Genomic DNA, 16,191 nt, shown 5'->3' with positions numbered 1-16,191 from the left:
TGGCTGGGGTGACGGTTTCGGCGACATGTTCGGCGACATGGACTTCAGCATGCGCGGCAGTGGCAGCGGGCGCGGCTATGGCTCTGGCTATGGTCGTGGCTACGGATATGGTAACCCCTACTACGGCGGATACGGCTACGGCGGTCCTTGGGGCGGTCCTTGGGGTGGGTATCCGGGTTACGGCGGTGGTCCCTGGGGCGGTTATCCCGGTGCCTATGGCGCGCCCTACGGTGGCGCCGCACCCGCCGCACCCGCCCAGCAGTCCGGTCAGTAAGCTGTAGATTCGTGGGAAATACACAGGACACAGGGATAGTGTCTCTTTTGCTGGCCAGTCCCCGTTCGAGTGATCGGGTGCCTGGCCGGTAAGCCTCCATCTGAGCCCAACCCACTCCTTTCCCGGGTCCGGATCAGATCACCTTCGAATAGCGGTTTTCCTGCTGCCCGCTGAGGTAGCGGTCGAACGCCATACAGACGTTTCGGATCAACAGCCTGCCCCGCGGCAGGACTTGGATCCCGTCCGAGTTCAGGTCGATCAGGCCATCATTGCGCATCGCTTTCAGACACTCGAGCTCCGATCTGAAGTAGCGGCCAAACTCGATCTCGAATGCTGCTTCGACCTCCGGGAAATCGAGCGAGAAGTGGCAGATCAACTCCTTGATCACGTGCCGGCGAATCTGGTCATCCCGGTTCAGGCGAATGCCCCGGAACACGGGTAAACGGTCTGCGCCGATACGCTCGTCGTACTCCTGCAGGGTGCGCACATTCTGCGCGTAGGTGTCCGCGACACTGCCGATGGACGTGATGCCTGCGCCGATGAGGTCGCAGTCGGCATGGGTGGAGTAGCCCTGGAAGTTGCGGTAGAGCTGGCGCTGACGCTGCGCGATGGCCAGTTCGTCGTCCGGTCTGGCGAAGTGGTCCATCCCGATGTAGACGTACCCCGCCTCGCTGAGCATGCGGATACTGGTCTGCAGGATCGCGAGCTTTCTCGAGGGTGACGGCAGGTCCGCGGCATTGATCCGCCGCTGCGGCTTGAAGCGCTCCGGGAGGTGGGCATAGTTGAATACCGAGAGCCGGTCGGGCTGGGCGGAGATGATCTTCTCCAGCGTACGGGCGAAGGTCATCTCCGTCTGGAACGGCAATCCGTAGATCAGGTCCATGTTGATGGAACGGAAACCGCAACGGCGCGCCGCCTCCAGGACGGCAAAGGTCTGTTCTTCCGACTGAATGCGGTTGACTGCCGCCTGTACCCTGGGTTCGAAGTCCTGGACACCGAGGCTGACGCGGTTGAAGCCCAGATCACGCAGCAGCTCGATCGTGTGATCGTCGGCTTCTCTCGGATCAATCTCTATCGAGTACTCACCCTGGTCATCATCTCGAACATTGAAGTGACGCGAGATGACGATCATCAGCTCCGCCATCTGTTCCGGGTTCAGGAACGTTGGCGTGCCGCCGCCCCAATGAAGCTGGTTCACGGGCCGGGACACGTCGAACAGCTCCCCCTGCAGGCGAAGCTCCCGGTACAGGTTTTCCAGGTACGGGACCGCCCTGTCGCGGTTTCGGGTCACCACTTTGTTGCAGGCGCAATAAAAGCACACGGTAGCGCAGAACGGGATGTGCACGTACAGGGATAGCGGACGCGGTTTCTCCCCTTGGTCGGAACGGCGCGCGGCCTCTTGGTACTGTTCGACGGCAAAACGCTCGTGAAACTGTATCGCCGTGGGGTACGAGGTATATCTTGGTCCGCTAAGGTCGTAGCGGCGTATCAGTTCCTTGTCGAATTCAATGGCTTGCACAAGCGCCTCTCAACATGTCGGTGAGCTGGCTCGCAATCGCGGGGAAGCCTGGTCCCCGGTAATTCACTCACAACGGAAACCGCAAGACGGTATCCCCACCCGGGACAAGGCGCAACTGTATCCGGTTTGACAATGCAGGTATATGACGCGGGTCAATACAAACGTGAGTCGAAAACGGTCGCGGACACCCGGGATTTTCTTTTCCTGCGATCATCCCGCCTCCCTCTCCCTGCGATAGGGTCCCTGCCTGGCAGCGTGGTTATTCGATGTTCAGCTTCTTCAACCGGTATCGAAGCTGGCGAAAGGTGAGCCCAAGGAGTTTCGCCGCCTGGGTCTTGTTCCATCGTGTCTGTTCCAGCGCCTTGACGATGGCGTCCTTTTCCCGGGTGCTGAGGTAATCCCGTAGTTGGCCGTCAAGGGCGGGGGCCTCCTCGGGAGCCGGAGGCGGCGTATCGATGGGCGCCGGCGCCCTGGCCAGGTGCAGGTCGTCTGCATGGATCACGTTGCCGTCGCACAACGTCGCCGCCCGTTCCAGGATGTTTTCGAGCTCCCGGACGTTGCCTGGGAAGGTGTAATGCAGGAGTTTCTCCAAGCCATCGGTCGCCAGCGCTAGGTAGCCTTCCCCCCAGTGCGCGGCAATCCGGTCCAGGAAGTGGCCGGCGAGCAGGGACAGATCCGTGAGTCGGTCCCTCAGCGGAGGCACCTTCAGCTCGATCACGTTGATCCGGTAGTAGAGGTCTTGCCGGAACGTTCCACGGTCGATCTCGGCCAGCAGGTCCTTGTGCGTTGCGCTGAGGATACGAACGTCCACATGCGATTCTCGATGCGCCCCGACTGGCTTTACCGCGCGTTCCTGGATTGCCCGAAGCAGTTTGACCTGCATGTGCAGCGGTAGATCGGCGACCTCGTCCAGGAACAACGAGCCGCCGCCAGCCGCCTGAAACAGCCCCTCCTTGTCGGTGACCGCCCCGGTAAAGCTGCCCTTGACGTGTCCGAAGAATTCGCTTTCCATCAAATCGGTCGGGATCGCGCCGCAGTTGACCGGGACGAACGGGCGGTCGGTGCGGGGACCCTGGGCGTGGATACTGCGTGCGACCAGCTCCTTCCCGACGCCGGACTCCCCATGGAGAAAGACGGGCGCCTGGCTGCGGGCGACTTTGACGATGGTTGCCTTGAGTCTGACCATGATCGGCGACTCGCCGAGCAGTGTCTTCCCGGCCGCGACCTCCCCCCTGCTTTTGGCAGAGGACACGGTGTCGGTATTGAGCTGCAGTGCGCTCGAAACCAGATCACGCAGGGACCCCAGCTCGATCGGTTTCGACACGAAGTCGAACGCCCCCGCCTTGAGCGCCTTGATGGCGGTATCCATGCTGCCGTAGGCGGTTATCATGGCGACGGGGGTGCGAGGATAGTGCTGCTGAATATGTGTGACGATCTCGATACCGTTTCCGTCCGGCAGGCGCATGTCGGTCAGACACAGGTCGAACGGTTGCTTTGCTAGCAGGTCTTTGGCCTCGTTGACGTTGGCGGCGGCCTGAGTCTGCAGGTCCATCCGGCCTAGCGTTATCTCGAGTAATTCACGGATGTCGGCTTCGTCGTCAACGATCAGCGCATACGGCAAGATTCGTTCCCCCTGTTTTTCGGTAAAACCGGTCAACTCGGTGCAGGTTGCAATTCATCGCGGCGGTTTCCGGCCCCCTGCAACGCTGGATTCCTCGTAGGCCGCCGCCAGCGTCATCACGCACATCTGCTGGTATATCGGATGATCGCCGCAGGCGATACCGATGACCCGCAGGTACGGATTGAAGATGTTTTCGCGATGCCCCCGGTCCGGGACGCCATCGCATGAACCACGGCGATCGGCAGGACCAGACTCAGAACGAGGGTTGTTCGAAGCGTCATGACTCAGATGGCTGATCCGATAGGCTCGGAAGACCCTTGCCCTCCCGGCCGCATCGTACGCGGCCGTGTTCTGAGCATAGCGGACGATGAGAGAAGCGCACGCGCGCGCAGGGGATTTTCGTCGTGACTGGTCTGCTTTTCCCGGTCTGCGGTGGTGGCAATCCGATGCGCTAGGCGATCTGCCGTGCGAACTGGACCCGGAAACAGCTACCGCCGGAAGGGCTGGGAATATAGGTCAGCGCGCCGCCGTTTTTTTCGCAAAGTTGTCTGGAGACGTACAGCCCCAGCCCCGTGCCGCTGGTGCTTGTCGTATAGAACGGCTCAAAAAGCCGGGTCTGGTCCATCGGCGGGATCCCCGGGCCGTGATCGATCACATCGATAAACGGTGCGCCGGTATCGCGCGGATCACCCACACGCAGGTCGATCTTCGCGTCCTCGTCGCCGTCCCTGCCGTAATTGAGTGCATTGATGCACAGGTTCCACAGGATCTGGCGCAGGTGTCCCGGATCGAAGTTCACCTCGATGGTTTCCGGCGCCGGGCTGATGTCGACGGCGTCGGCGGGCAGATCGCGGACCCGGATGAATTCCTCGCAAAACGCAGTCAGCCATGGTTTTAGCGCCATCTGCTCCGGACGCGGCGGCTCGCGCCGCGAGAGCTGCAGGATATTGCGGATGATGGTGTTCATCCGCCGCGTCTGATCGTTAATGATCCCGGTCAGGCGGAGATCTGCGGCATCGAGATGCTCTGATTCCTGCAGCAACTGAGCCGCGTGGCCGATGGCCCCGAGCGGATTGCGGATCTCGTGGGCGATGCTGACCGTCAATTGACCCAGGGAAGCGAGTTTCGTTTCCTGTACGTGCCGATTGATCTCCGCAGCGTCCTCGAGGTAGAGAACGCATCCGCTCTTCACGGACCCGGGATTGATGTGCGCGGCCCGCAGCCTGAGACCCTGGATGACGCTCAGGTCCGGTTGTGTCTCGCCAGGGCGTTCCTGCCTGCGTATTCGGGACAGGTACCGGTCGAGTGGATAAGAGACCTCCCGAAGGGGGCGAATGTGGCCGATGACCGGGTTGCCCAGCAGGCGCCAGGCGGTCTGGTTGAGCTGCCGGATGTTGGCGTTCTCGTCGACGACGATGACGCCCTGGGACATGCGGTCGATGATGTGGCGGTTCAGTTCCGCGAGGTCCTCCAGATCGATCCCGCGCTGCAGCGCGAGCATCTCGGTCTGTTGCAGGCGTCTGGCCAGCGTCATGGCGAGCCATGCAGTCACGAAGAGCACGACGCCGAGGATCCCGGCCTGTGTGTAAGCAGTCGTCTCGAAGCGATGGCCGAAAAACGCGTAGACCTCCTCGAACAGGACGGCGATCGAACCGATCGCCGCGAAAAACAGGGCGTGCCGGCCCGGCATGAGGATGCTCGCACCGGCCACGGCAACGATCATCAACATCCCCAGTCCGGTGGTGGCGCCGCCGCTGCTGAACATCAGCACGTTGATCGCTGCCGTGTCCGCCAACACCATGACGTAGACCTGCGCGGCGAAGGGGGGGGTGCGCCGGTACCCCGCGAAGAACGACAACGCCGTCAGGGCGATGTAGGCGACACTGGTGTAGGCGTAGAGTTCCGGCAGGTAAGAACCCAGGAACTGAGGCTTCTCGTTGACAAACAGCAGCAACAGGAGTCCCGCGCTGCCGATGCGGTAGAAGTTGAACACCAGCAGCGCCTTCCACTGCGGTGTCACCGGATGCGCCGCGCTAACGGGAATGGAGAACACGGTCCGGGCTCCGTGAGGAATCAGTAGACTGGCCGCCAGGCGTCGGTTACCGGTGTGGCTGGCGCAGGAATTGAGTATGTTCGGGGCAACAAGTGCATGTCTTGGGGTATCGCGTTTCGGGCGGGCGGTTGAACTCATCGGTTCGTCGGGAGCGGCAGCTTCTTCGTGCCGGGGTTCGCGACTCCGGGACGCCATGCCCCGCTGCCGGACCCGCGGGCGAAGCCGCGAGATAGACGCTATAGTAGTCCTGCTGCCCGAACATGGGTATACGGGTGTCGTCGCATCGGGGGCAGGGAAGATAACTTCGTCCGACCCCGGCGGTTCGCCAGGACCGACTCCGGTGCGTGTCGCAACCCTATGATTTCAAAGGATACCTGGACAGACATGAACCTACACGAATACCAGTCCAAGACATTATTCCGGCGGTTCGGTATCCCCGTGCCGGCCTCGGTCGTCGTACGCGAACCCGGCGATCTCGACAGCGTACGCGACTCGCTGCCCGGCGAGGGCTGGGTCGCCAAAGCGCAGGTCCATGCCGGTGGGCGCGGCAAGGCGGGTGGCGTCAGGGTGGCGCGCGACGAATCGGCATTGCGCAAGGCGGTCGGCGACCTGCTGGGCGGGACCCTGTCGACCCACCAGACCGGCAGCCGGGGACTTCCGATCAACGCGCTGCTCGTCGAGTCGCTGACGGGCATCCGGCACGAATACTACCTCAGCATGCTGGTGGATCGGGCAACTCGGCGCGTCACGGTGATGGCGTCCGCGGCCGGCGGTATGGACATCGAGGCCGTTGCCGCGCAGTCGCCCGAGAGGATCCTGACCGAGGCCGTCGATCCGGTGACCGGTGTTTCGGGCTTCCAGGTCCGCAAGCTGGGCTTCGCGCTGGGTCTGGACAAGACGCAGATCGGTTCCCTCGGGAAGATCCTGACCGCGCTCTACCGCCTGTTTCGCGAGTGCGACGCCAGCCTTGTCGAGGTCAATCCCCTGGTGGTGACGGACGCGGGAGAGCTACTCGCGCTAGACGCAAAGGTCAACCTGGACGACAACGCCTTGTACCGCCACCCGGATCTCCTGGAGATGCGGGACATCAGTCAGGAGGACCCGGCCGAAGCCGAGGCCGCCGAGCACGATCTCAACTACATCCGCCTCGCCGGAAGCATCGGCTGCATGGTCAACGGGGCGGGGCTCGCCATGGCGACCATGGACCTGATCAAGCTGCACGGCGGCGAACCGGCGAACTTCCTCGATGTCGGTGGCGGCACGACCGCCGAGCGTGTGGCCGAGGCCTTCAAGCTCATCCTCTCGGACGCGAGCGTCCGTGCCATCCTGGTCAATATCTTCGGCGGTATCGTCCGCTGCGACCTGATCGCCGAGGGGATCCTCAAGGCGGTCGAGGAGACGCATGTCGCCGTTCCGCTCGTGGTCAGACTCGAGGGCACCAACGTGGATCTGGGCAGGAAACTCCTGGCCGAAAGCGGGATGGACGTCATCGCAGCCGACGGTTTGACCGATGCGGCCCGCAAGGTCGTCGCGGCGGTGGGGGAGGCATCATGAGCGTCCTGGTCGACCGCGATACACGCGTGATCTGCCAGGGTTTCACCGGCAGGCAGGGGACCTTCCATTCCGAACAGGCGCTGGTCTACGGGACGAAGCTGGTCGGCGGTGTCACACCGGGCAAGGGGGGGCGGCGGCACCTGGACCTCCCCGTGTTCAACACCGTCGAGGGCGCGGTGCGCGAGACCGGGGCCGAGGCCTGCATGATCTACGTGCCGCCGGCCTTCGCCGCGGACGCGATACTGGAGTCGGTCGATGCGGGTATCCGGGTGATCGTGTGCATCACCGAGGGCGTGCCGGTCCTGGACATGCTCGAGGTCAGCGAGGTGCTCGAACACAGTGAATCCCGACTGATCGGGCCGAACTGCCCGGGCGTCATCACGCCGGGTGAGTGCAAGGTGGGCATCATGCCCGGCGCGATCCACCTTCCCGGCCATGTCGGGATCGTCTCGCGTTCCGGGACCCTGACCTACGAGGCGGTCTATCAGACGACCCAGAGTGGGCTGGGGCAGAGTACCTGTATCGGGATCGGCGGCGATCCGATACACGGCCTGGACTTCATCGACTGCCTGCGCCTTTTCGAGGACGATCCCCAGACCGAGGGGATCATCTTGGTCGGCGAGATCGGCGGTAATTCGGAGGAACAGGCCGCAGTCTTCATCCGCGATCATGTGACCAAACCGGTGGTGGCCTACATCGCCGGTGTGACCGCCCCGCCGGGCAAGCGGATGGGGCACGCCGGTGCGATCGTCTCCGGCGGCCAGGGTACCGCCGAGCAGAAGTATGCTGCGCTGGAGGCGGCGGGCGTGTCGGTAGTGCGCTCACCGGCCGACATGGGGGAACGACTCCGGGAGTTGCTCGCCGGCAGCGCCGAAATCCCGCGCTGAGTTCTCCGGGTGAGCGGGGATCTGGTCATCGCGCTGGCGCAGTTCAATCCGCTGGTCGGCGACATCGAGGGCAACGCGTCGCGGATCGTCGAGTTCGCCGTCGCGGCCCGTGACCGGCATCGTGCCGGGTTGGTGGTCTTTCCCGAACTTTCGCTCACAGGCTATCCCCCCGAGGACCTAGTGCTGCGGCCGGGGTTGCATCGACGGGTCCGTGACGCCCTCGAATGGATGACCGGGGACATTGCCGGTATCGACACGCTGATCGGGGCGCCACTGGAGATCGAGGGCCGGATCTACAACGCGGCGTTACTGCTTCGCGACGGAGAGGTCGCCGCAACCTACTATAAACGCCTGCTGCCCAACTATCTGGTCTTCGACGAGAATCGCTATTTCACCCCGGGTGACCGAGCCTGCGTGGTGGAGGTCCACAACGTCCGGGTGGGCGTCACGGTCTGTGAGGACATCTGGGAACCGGGGCCCGCCGCGGAGTGCGCGCGTGACGGGGCCGAACTGCTCGTCAACCTCAACGCCTCGCCCTATCACCTGCGCAAATACCTGGAGCGCGAGGCGGTACTAGCCGCCCGGGCGGGCGAAACCGGCCTCCCTGTGGTCTACCTCAACCAGGTCGGTGGCCAGGATGAGCTGGTCTTCGATGGCGAATCGCTGGTCATGGGGAGCGACGGCGGTATCCGGCTGCGTGCCCCTGCCTTCGAAGAGGGACTCTGGTGCGTCTCGTATTCAGCGGCGCTGCGCGACGTGCTGCCGGTGGGGGACAGCCAGGCGCCGTTGGACGAGCTCGACAGCATCTACCGGGCGCTGGTCCTCGGGGTGCGGGACTACGTGAGTAAGAACGGATTCAGGGGGGCGATCATCGGCCTGTCTGGCGGGATCGATTCGGCGCTGACCCTGGCGATCGCCGTCGATGCCCTCGGCGCGGACGAGGTGCACGCGGTGATGATGCCATCGCGCTTCACCTCAGCCATGAGTCTGGAGGATGCCGGGGCGGAGGCCCGGGCGCTGGGTGTCGCCTACGACGAGATTTCCATCGAGCCGCTATTCGCGTCGTTTCTGCAATCCCTGTCCGCGCCATTCGAGGGTCTGCCGGCCGACGAGACCGAGGAGAACATCCAGGCCAGGATCCGCGGCATCCTGCTGATGGCATACTCGAACAAGTTCGGCCGGCTCGTGCTCACCACCGGCAACAAGAGCGAGATGGCGGTGGGCTACGCCACACTGTACGGGGACATGGCGGGCGGGTTCGCACCGTTGAAGGATGTCTCGAAGACGCGGGTGTTCGCGCTCGCCCAATACCGTAACCGCTCTGGAGAGGTGATCCCAGAGCGCGTCATCACGCGCCCGCCGTCGGCCGAGCTGGCGCCCGATCAGACCGACGAGGACAGTCTGCCGCCCTACGCCGAGCTGGACCCGATCCTGGAGATGTTCGTGGAGCGGGACTGGTCGATCGACCGCATCGTCGCCGCCGGTTACGACGAGGACACCGTGACGCGGGTGGTGAAGATGGTGCTGAGAAACGAGTACAAGCGCCGCCAGGCCCCGCCCGGTGTGCGTATCACCCGCCGCGCCTTCGGCAAGGATCGCCGCTATCCGATCACCTCCGGGTTCGCTGCGATCCTGGATCGACGCGGGAAGGGTGAGCATCCAATGGCCTGAGTCCGACTCGCGTCTTTCTCGAGGTCATGTCGTAGCCTGCGAATATCCGGTGCGCGTATCGGTGCAATCCGGCAGGATCCCGTACGCTCCCTGACATCGGGCGCTGCGAAACCTCACCTTTTGGGCGAGGCCGCTACGTCACTCGGTGCACGCACAGACCTCGCGGTCAGGCTTTCGCGTCTGCGTTATCATGATCGTACCGTTCGCCCACCTGCGAATGATTACCGGCTATCAAGAAGGAAGCGCTTATGGACAAACTTGGCACAGCAGGCTCACGACCGGCATGGGATGCCCTCACGTCCGTCGTCCTCATCGGCAACCACCTGCCTCGGCTGTGTGGTATCGCCACTTTTACTACCCACCTGCTCGAATCCATCGCGTCGAATGCCCCGGACAAGGCCTGTTGGGCCGTCGCAATGAACGATCGGCTCGAAGGCTATGCCTATCCGCCTCAGGTGCGGCTCGAAATCAACCAGAACCAGCTGGACGAATACAGCCTCACGGCCGATCTGCTCAACCTGAACCAGGTCGACGTGGTCTGTCTTGAGCATGAATACGGTATTTTCGGCGGCAAGCGCGGGAGCTTCATCATCGAGCTGCTGCGCGATCTCAAGATGCCGGTTGTGACTACTCTGCACACGATTCTGAAGGATCCGAGCCCTCAGGATCGTCACATCATGATGCAACTTGCCGAGTTTTCGGACCGGCTGGTGGTGATGAGCGAACGCTCAATCGAGTTCCTGCGCGATATCTACCATGTGCCGGAGGAGCAGATCGTCCTCATACACCATGGCATCCCCGACGTACCGTTTATCGTTTCCGATGACTACAAGGACAAGTTTGGTCTATCCGGGAAGAAGATCGTCCTGACCTTTGGACTGCTTTCGCCCGGCAAGGGCATTGAGGTGGTCATCGATGCGTTGCCGGTGATCGTGAAAGCCCACCCGCGGGTCATCTACATGGTGGTCGGCGCCACCCATCCTCACCTCAAGGCCGAACAAGGGGAGGATTACAGAAACAGCCTTCACATGCGTGCAAAAGAGCTTGGCGTTTCGGATCATATCGTTTTTCACGATCGTTTCGTTGCTGACCAAGACCTTTTGGAGTTTATCGGCGCTGCAGATATCTATGTCACTCCGTACCTGAACGAGGCGCAGATTATTTCCGGTACGCTCGCCTATGCGATGGGGATGGGAAAAGTGGTGGTGTCCACACCCTACTGGCACGCTCAGGAGTTGCTTGCCGACGATCGGGGCAGGCTGGTTCCATTCCGGGATCGGGTCGCCCTGGCACGGGAAGTCATCGATCTCCTGGATCATCCCGACGAGTGCCGTGCCATCCAGCAAAGGGCCTACCAGTACGGCCGCAAAATGGTCTGGAGCGATGTAGGCCGCCGTTATCTCGACACCTTCGCAGAAGCCAAACGACAGCGGTTTCGGAAAAAGATACCCGAACATCGGCTGGAGCCACTTGGTCTGCGCCAGCAACGCTTGCCGGAAATTAGGCTGAACCATTTGCGCCGTATGACCGATGGAACGGGTGTGCTTCAGCATGCCAATTACACGGTTCCGGATCGGATGCACGGCTATTGTGTCGACGACAATGCCCGCGCCCTGATCGTCGCCGTTACGGCACAGGATCTCCAGCCGCTGGACTCCTCGCTGGGTGACCTGGCCAGCGTTTATTTGAGTTTTCTGGGCTATGCCTTCAATGAACAGACCGGCCGGTTCCGCAACTTTATGTCCTATGATCGTCGCTGGCTCGAGTTAACGGGCTCGGAGGATTCCCACGGTCGCGCACTCTGGGGGTTGGGAATAGCGGTAGCGTTGGGTCGTGATGCGGGAGAGGTGGTTTATGCGGCCGACCTCTTCCAGCGGGCGCTGGATGCTGTCGAGCATTTCACGTCCCCTCGGGCGGTCGCCTTTGTCATCATCGGAACCCATGCGTACTTGTCCCGCTACAGCAGCGACAGCCGGGCGAGAGGTATGCGCAAGACACTTGGGGACCGGCTCATGGCCTGGTTCAGGAGCTCTTCCTCCGAGAGCTGGCCATGGTGCGAGGATATTCTGAGCTACGACAACGCCCGCCTGCCACAGGCTTTGCTGCTGTCCGGACAGTGGATACCCGACGCCGAGATGCTGGATACGGGTCTGCGCACCCTCGATTGGCTGAAGCAGGTTCAGACCGACGAGAAAGGCCGCCACTTCGCCGCGATCGGCAATGACGGTTGGTTTACTCGGGACGGCGCCAAGGCGCGATTCGATCAACAGCCCATCGAGGCGGCCTCGATGGTGGATGCCTGCATCGAGGCGTTCAATTGCACGCGGGATGAGGAATGGATTTCTTATGCGTACCGCTGTCTCAACTGGTACCAAGGGAAGAACGATCTGGGGGTAAAGCTTTGCGATTACGCTACCGGGGGCTGCCGGGACGGGCTGGGCACGCAGAGTGCCAATGAAAATCAGGGGGCGGAGTCCACCCTTTGCTGGCTCATGGCGCTACTCGCCATCTACAGCCAGCGAGGGCGGGAGGGGGGTTCACCGGGAGACGAGCCTACACGGCTGGATATTCAGAACGAGCTGTAGGACCGTCGACGACCACAGTTTTTTATCGTGCCGTCATTATAGAGGCGCCGTTTGCATCGCCTGTCAGCTTGGCCATCAGTTGGGGTATCCGCAGCGTTGCGATGCTGCAGCGCTGGTCGCCTAAGGCATACGGGATAATCAATTCATCCTGGTGGATCAGGGCACCGCAACTATAAACGACGTTGGGGACGTATCCCTCTCGCTCATGCGCGTTCGGCGCCAGGATCGGCTCCTCGATACGGCCGATGATTCGTGTCGGATCGTTCAGGTCCAGAAGCTCGACGCCAAGGCTGTAGGTCCGCATCGGGCCAACCCCGTGTGTCACTACCAGCCAGCCTTCCGGTGTTTCTATGGGTGAGCCGCCATTTCCCATCTGGACGAATTCATAAGGGAATTCAGGCTCCTGCAGTATTTTTGCCTGCTGCCAGAAGTGCAGGTTGTCCGAGAACATGATCGCGTTGTTCACACCATCCTGGCGTGACAGCATTACGTATTTGCCCCGAATCTTTCTCGGGAACAGGGCCATCCCCTTTCCCTGGACCTGGGCTCCGTTCAAGGTAATGATCTTGAACGAGAGGAAGTCTCCGGTCTCGATGAGTTGCGGCAGAATCGTCTCTCCGTTGTACGCGGTATAGGTGGCGTAATAGATCACAGTGCCGTCGTCGTCGACGAAACGCACAAAGCGGGCGTCCTCGATTCCCTTGCGCTCGGTTTCCGACAGGGGAAAGATCACCCGCTCGGAAATCGGGTGATCCTTGCGAAACAGGATCTGGTAGTTGGATCGCGCCAGCCACATCGCCATGTCGATGCCGTCCGTCTTCTCCGCCGGTGGGAGCTGGATATTGTCCTGGAGCTCGGCGACCTTTACCTGCAGATCGTTGAAGGCGAAATCGTTCGGCAGCTCGTTCAGGAGTTGGTGCGTTACCGCATTGCTCGCCCCCATCTCTTGAAGTTTAAGCCGGAACAGGTGTAGGTCGTAGCTTGGATTTGGATGGATCTCCGGCGTATCGACGTAATCGCTCGTGGCGTCGAAATAGATATCGTTGTTGGTATCGATAAGGCCACTGCGAAACTCGATGGAGGAGATGTGGCCTTCACCTGTGGCACGGAAGCTCATTACGAACCGGAAAGAGTCTTCGGGATCTGTCGCTTGGTTGGGAACCTGAACAATAGAGGGATTGAACAAAGCCGCCGCCTCTACCGAGTATTCCGCAGTAAAATACGAGCCGATCAAGAGTCTCCGCTCCTTCGATACCTGGTCGACATCCGGAACAAAGCCGGCTACCAGTTGGAAGTTTAGCTCCAGGCTCTGCCTGAAGTAACGGTGGCGGTGGGAGAAGTCCTGCAAGACTTTTTCCAGGATCTCATGTGCCTGCCCCTCGTCCAGATTCAGCACTCGATCGATGAGCTTGCGTATACGTTCGTCACCGCCCGGCACATAGGGTCGGGTAATGACCCGACCAATGTTTGCCGTGATAACGAGAGACTTGCGTCGCGCAAGTGGAGTAAGGGGGGTACGACCGATTTCTGGCTTCATTGCATCCACGCGGCACAAGTCCCGTTCGCTTGGTAGGGCCTGTATGGCAGACCAGGCCGGATTTTGTTGAACCCCAATAGATTAAACTATTTTCCTGTAAAGCAAGCGGGTTTGCTCCCATCCGGTACCCGGCGTGTTTGTTCTATGCTGGCAGCCCCTGAGGGTTATTGTGCTACTGTGACGCATAGCCTGTTGTTGCTCATGGCAACACCCTGTGCTGGCGCCGGGACCAGGCTCCGGCTTTCCCATAAGGCTCCTCTATGAAGATTGCGATGTTAAGCCCCCTATCCTGGCGTACACCGCCGCGTCATTACGGGCCGTGGGAAAACGTGGTCAGCCTGCTGACCGAACAATTGGTGGCGATGGGTGAAGACGTGACGCTGTTTGCGACCGGCGATTCCATTACCCGTGGCAAGCTTGCCTGGGTTTGCGAGCGGCCCTATTCAGAAGATCCTTCGATCGATCCAAAGGTGTGGGAGTGCCTGCATATTGCCGAAGTTTTCAGACGGGCGGGGGAGTTCGATCTGATTCACAACCAGTTCGATTTCCTGCCGCTCAGCTACAGCGGGTTTACCGGTACACCGGTTGTTACGACCATACACGGATTCTCGTCTCCTGCCATTCTGCCGGTCTATCGGACGTACAACAAGCGCACCTATTATGTGGCTATCAGCGAGTCCGACAGGTGTCCTGAGCTCGACTACATAGCCACCATCCATCATGGCATCGATCTGGCACAGTTCTCTTACCGGAAAGCAACAGGGGACTACCTCTTGTTTTTTGGTCGTATCCACTACGACAAGGGTGTCCACGAGGCCATCGAGGTGGCGCGCAGGACCGGCATCCGATTGGTGATCGCCGGGATCGTGCAGGACGAGGCGTACTTCCAGGAACAGATCGAGCCGCACATCGATGGGTCCACGATTGAATATATCGGCTCCGTTGGGCCGGAGAAAAGACAAGATGTGCTGGGCGGTGCGCTGGCGCTATTGCATCTGATCCATTTCGACGAGCCCTTCGGGCTGAGCGTGGTCGAGTCCATGGCTTGTGGTACGCCGGTGATTGCATTCGAGCGGGGCTCGATGCCGGAAATCATTCGTGATGGCAGTACGGGATTTATCGTTGAGGATGTGGACGCGGCCGTGCAAGCAGTGCGCAGGATCGACACGATCAACCGGCGGCGCTGCCGGGACGAGGTTGAGGAACGCTTCACCTGCAAGCGCATGGCGGACGAGTACCTGGATGTGTATCGCAAGATCCTCAAGGATCGCGAGAACAACTTTACTTCGCTGGAGGACTGCTATGGGACGGACTAACAGACCGGTGATCGAACGCTACCCAGCCAACCCGGTTCTCACCCCGGACGACATCCCCTATCCAGTGGCGACGGTACACAATGCCGGTATTGCACTGTATGGCGACCGTACGATCATGCTATTTAGATCTCACCTGCGTAACGGTCGATCGATCATCGGCATCGCCGAGAGCGACGACGGGTTCAAGTTCAGGGCTGGACCAGAGCCCTTCATGACGCCGGCGACAGAAGGCGTATTTGCGGAGTACGAGGCCTTCGGGGTAGAGGACCCCAGAATCTCGTGCATCGACGGGGAATACCTGATTACCTACAGTGCCTATTCGCGCCATGGCGTGCGTATCGCGCTTGCCAGGACTCGGGATTTCCGGACTGTCGAGAGGATGGCACTGATCACCCAGGCGGATATGCGTAACGTCGTTATTTTTCCGCAGCGGTTCAACGGTCGTTACGCCCGTCTGGATCGCCCCCATTCGGAGATCAGCCCCTGGTCCGTGTGGCTTTCATGGTCGCCAGATCTGGTGCATTGGGGCGATTCGGAGGTGGTGATGAAGCCGGTGCACTACCATTGGGACGAGTCGAAAATCGGCCCCGGTGCGACCCCGATCCGGACAGAGCGCGGCTGGCTCAGCATCTATCACGGGGTATTCGAGACGATGGACGGGGCGGTCTATCGCCTCGGCGTGGCGCTGCACGACCTCGCCAATCCGGCCAAGATGATCGGCGTTTCGGACGAATGGGTGCTTGCCCCGGAGGATCCCTGGGAAATCACGGGCTATGTACACAACGTTGTTTTTACCTGCGGTGCAGTCGCCGACGACCACGGCGGCGTAAGGATATACTGGGGCGGAGCGGACACCGTGATGTGTGCCGGGACCGCACGCCTCGACGATCTGGTTGACCTTTGCCTGAGCAACAGCCGGCCAGCCTTTTAGGCGATTGCCGGAAAATGGCATACCAGATTGCGCCGGATTATCGTTCGTCATCCAGGCGCGGCAACCGGCGCATAGTCGAACTCTGTAACGGTTGTCGCAACACAGAGGACGGACGACAAAGACAAGCAGGATGGTATGTCATTTGACAGAAATCGCCTAAGGTCGACGCGCTTGAGGCTGCTGTTCGCACCGGAGGAATCGAGATAGATGACGTCGGTCCCGATCGGCCACCGGCCCTTTCGC

The 16,191-nt window shown here is 61.2% G+C and carries 11 protein-coding genes; 7 read left to right on the top strand and 4 right to left on the bottom strand.

The window, feature by feature from the left end:
* A partial coding sequence (locus LJE91_05295) for a sulfur globule protein CV1 (GenBank protein MCG6868151.1) occupies positions 1-274 on the top strand: 274 nt, incomplete at its 5' end.
* Between the two features lie 133 nt (positions 275-407).
* On the opposite strand, the gene hemN is transcribed toward LJE91_05295, so the two are convergent.
* From hemN to LJE91_05280, 3 genes are all read right to left on the bottom strand, one after another.
* The gene (gene hemN, locus LJE91_05290; GenBank protein MCG6868150.1) at positions 408-1,793 is read right to left on the bottom strand and encodes an oxygen-independent coproporphyrinogen III oxidase; all 1,386 of its coding nucleotides are present in this window, start codon (positions 1,791-1,793) and stop codon (positions 408-410) included.
* A gap of 259 nt (positions 1,794-2,052) precedes the next feature.
* Positions 2,053-3,417, bottom strand: a complete 1,365-nt coding sequence (locus LJE91_05285) for a sigma-54 dependent transcriptional regulator (protein MCG6868149.1) — start codon at positions 3,415-3,417, stop codon at positions 2,053-2,055.
* Between the two features lie 448 nt (positions 3,418-3,865).
* Positions 3,866-5,605 carry a HAMP domain-containing histidine kinase gene (locus LJE91_05280; protein ID MCG6868148.1) on the bottom strand — a complete coding sequence of 580 codons (1,740 nt, stop codon included), beginning with the start codon at positions 5,603-5,605 and terminating at the stop codon, positions 3,866-3,868.
* Between the two features lie 246 nt (positions 5,606-5,851).
* Here LJE91_05280 and sucC point away from each other — a divergent pair, with 246 nt between their 5' ends.
* The 4 genes from sucC to LJE91_05260 all read left to right on the top strand — a co-directional run bounded on the left by sucC (position 5,852) and on the right by LJE91_05260 (position 12,164).
* The gene (sucC, locus tag LJE91_05275; protein MCG6868147.1) at positions 5,852-7,021 is read left to right on the top strand and encodes an ADP-forming succinate--CoA ligase subunit beta; all 1,170 of its coding nucleotides are present in this window, start codon (positions 5,852-5,854) and stop codon (positions 7,019-7,021) included.
* The gene (gene sucD, locus LJE91_05270; protein MCG6868146.1) at positions 7,018-7,908 is read left to right on the top strand and encodes a succinate--CoA ligase subunit alpha; all 891 of its coding nucleotides are present in this window, start codon (positions 7,018-7,020) and stop codon (positions 7,906-7,908) included. The genes sucC and sucD overlap by 4 nt, the downstream gene beginning before the upstream one ends.
* A gap of 9 nt (positions 7,909-7,917) precedes the next feature.
* The gene (locus LJE91_05265) at positions 7,918-9,579 is read left to right on the top strand and encodes an NAD+ synthase (GenBank protein ID MCG6868145.1); all 1,662 of its coding nucleotides are present in this window, start codon (positions 7,918-7,920) and stop codon (positions 9,577-9,579) included.
* A gap of 248 nt (positions 9,580-9,827) precedes the next feature.
* Positions 9,828-12,164 carry a glycosyltransferase family 4 protein gene (locus LJE91_05260; protein ID MCG6868144.1) on the top strand — a complete coding sequence of 779 codons (2,337 nt, stop codon included), beginning with the start codon at positions 9,828-9,830 and terminating at the stop codon, positions 12,162-12,164.
* A 22-nt stretch (positions 12,165-12,186) separates the two neighbouring features.
* Here the strand turns inward: LJE91_05260 and LJE91_05255 are convergent, their stop codons facing one another.
* Positions 12,187-13,701 (bottom strand): glycoside hydrolase family 130 protein, encoded by a 1,515-nt coding sequence (locus tag LJE91_05255; GenBank protein MCG6868143.1) that lies wholly within the window; start codon positions 13,699-13,701, stop codon positions 12,187-12,189.
* 272 nt (positions 13,702-13,973) lie between these two features.
* Between LJE91_05255 and LJE91_05250 the strand changes: the two genes are divergently transcribed.
* Both LJE91_05250 and LJE91_05245 read left to right on the top strand, forming a co-directional pair.
* Positions 13,974-15,017, top strand: a complete 1,044-nt coding sequence (locus tag LJE91_05250; protein MCG6868142.1) for a glycosyltransferase family 4 protein — start codon at positions 13,974-13,976, stop codon at positions 15,015-15,017.
* Positions 15,004-15,948, top strand: a complete 945-nt coding sequence (locus tag LJE91_05245; protein ID MCG6868141.1) for a glycoside hydrolase family 130 protein — start codon at positions 15,004-15,006, stop codon at positions 15,946-15,948. The genes LJE91_05250 and LJE91_05245 overlap by 14 nt, the downstream gene beginning before the upstream one ends.
* The last annotated feature ends 243 nt before the right edge of the window (positions 15,949-16,191 follow it).

This window comes from Gammaproteobacteria bacterium (genome assembly GCA_022340215.1).
Taxonomy (GTDB): domain Bacteria; phylum Pseudomonadota; class Gammaproteobacteria; order JAJDOJ01; family JAJDOJ01; genus JAJDOJ01.
Note: the sequence above shows the minus strand (reverse complement) of the source record. Positions and strands in the feature narration are given on the sequence as shown.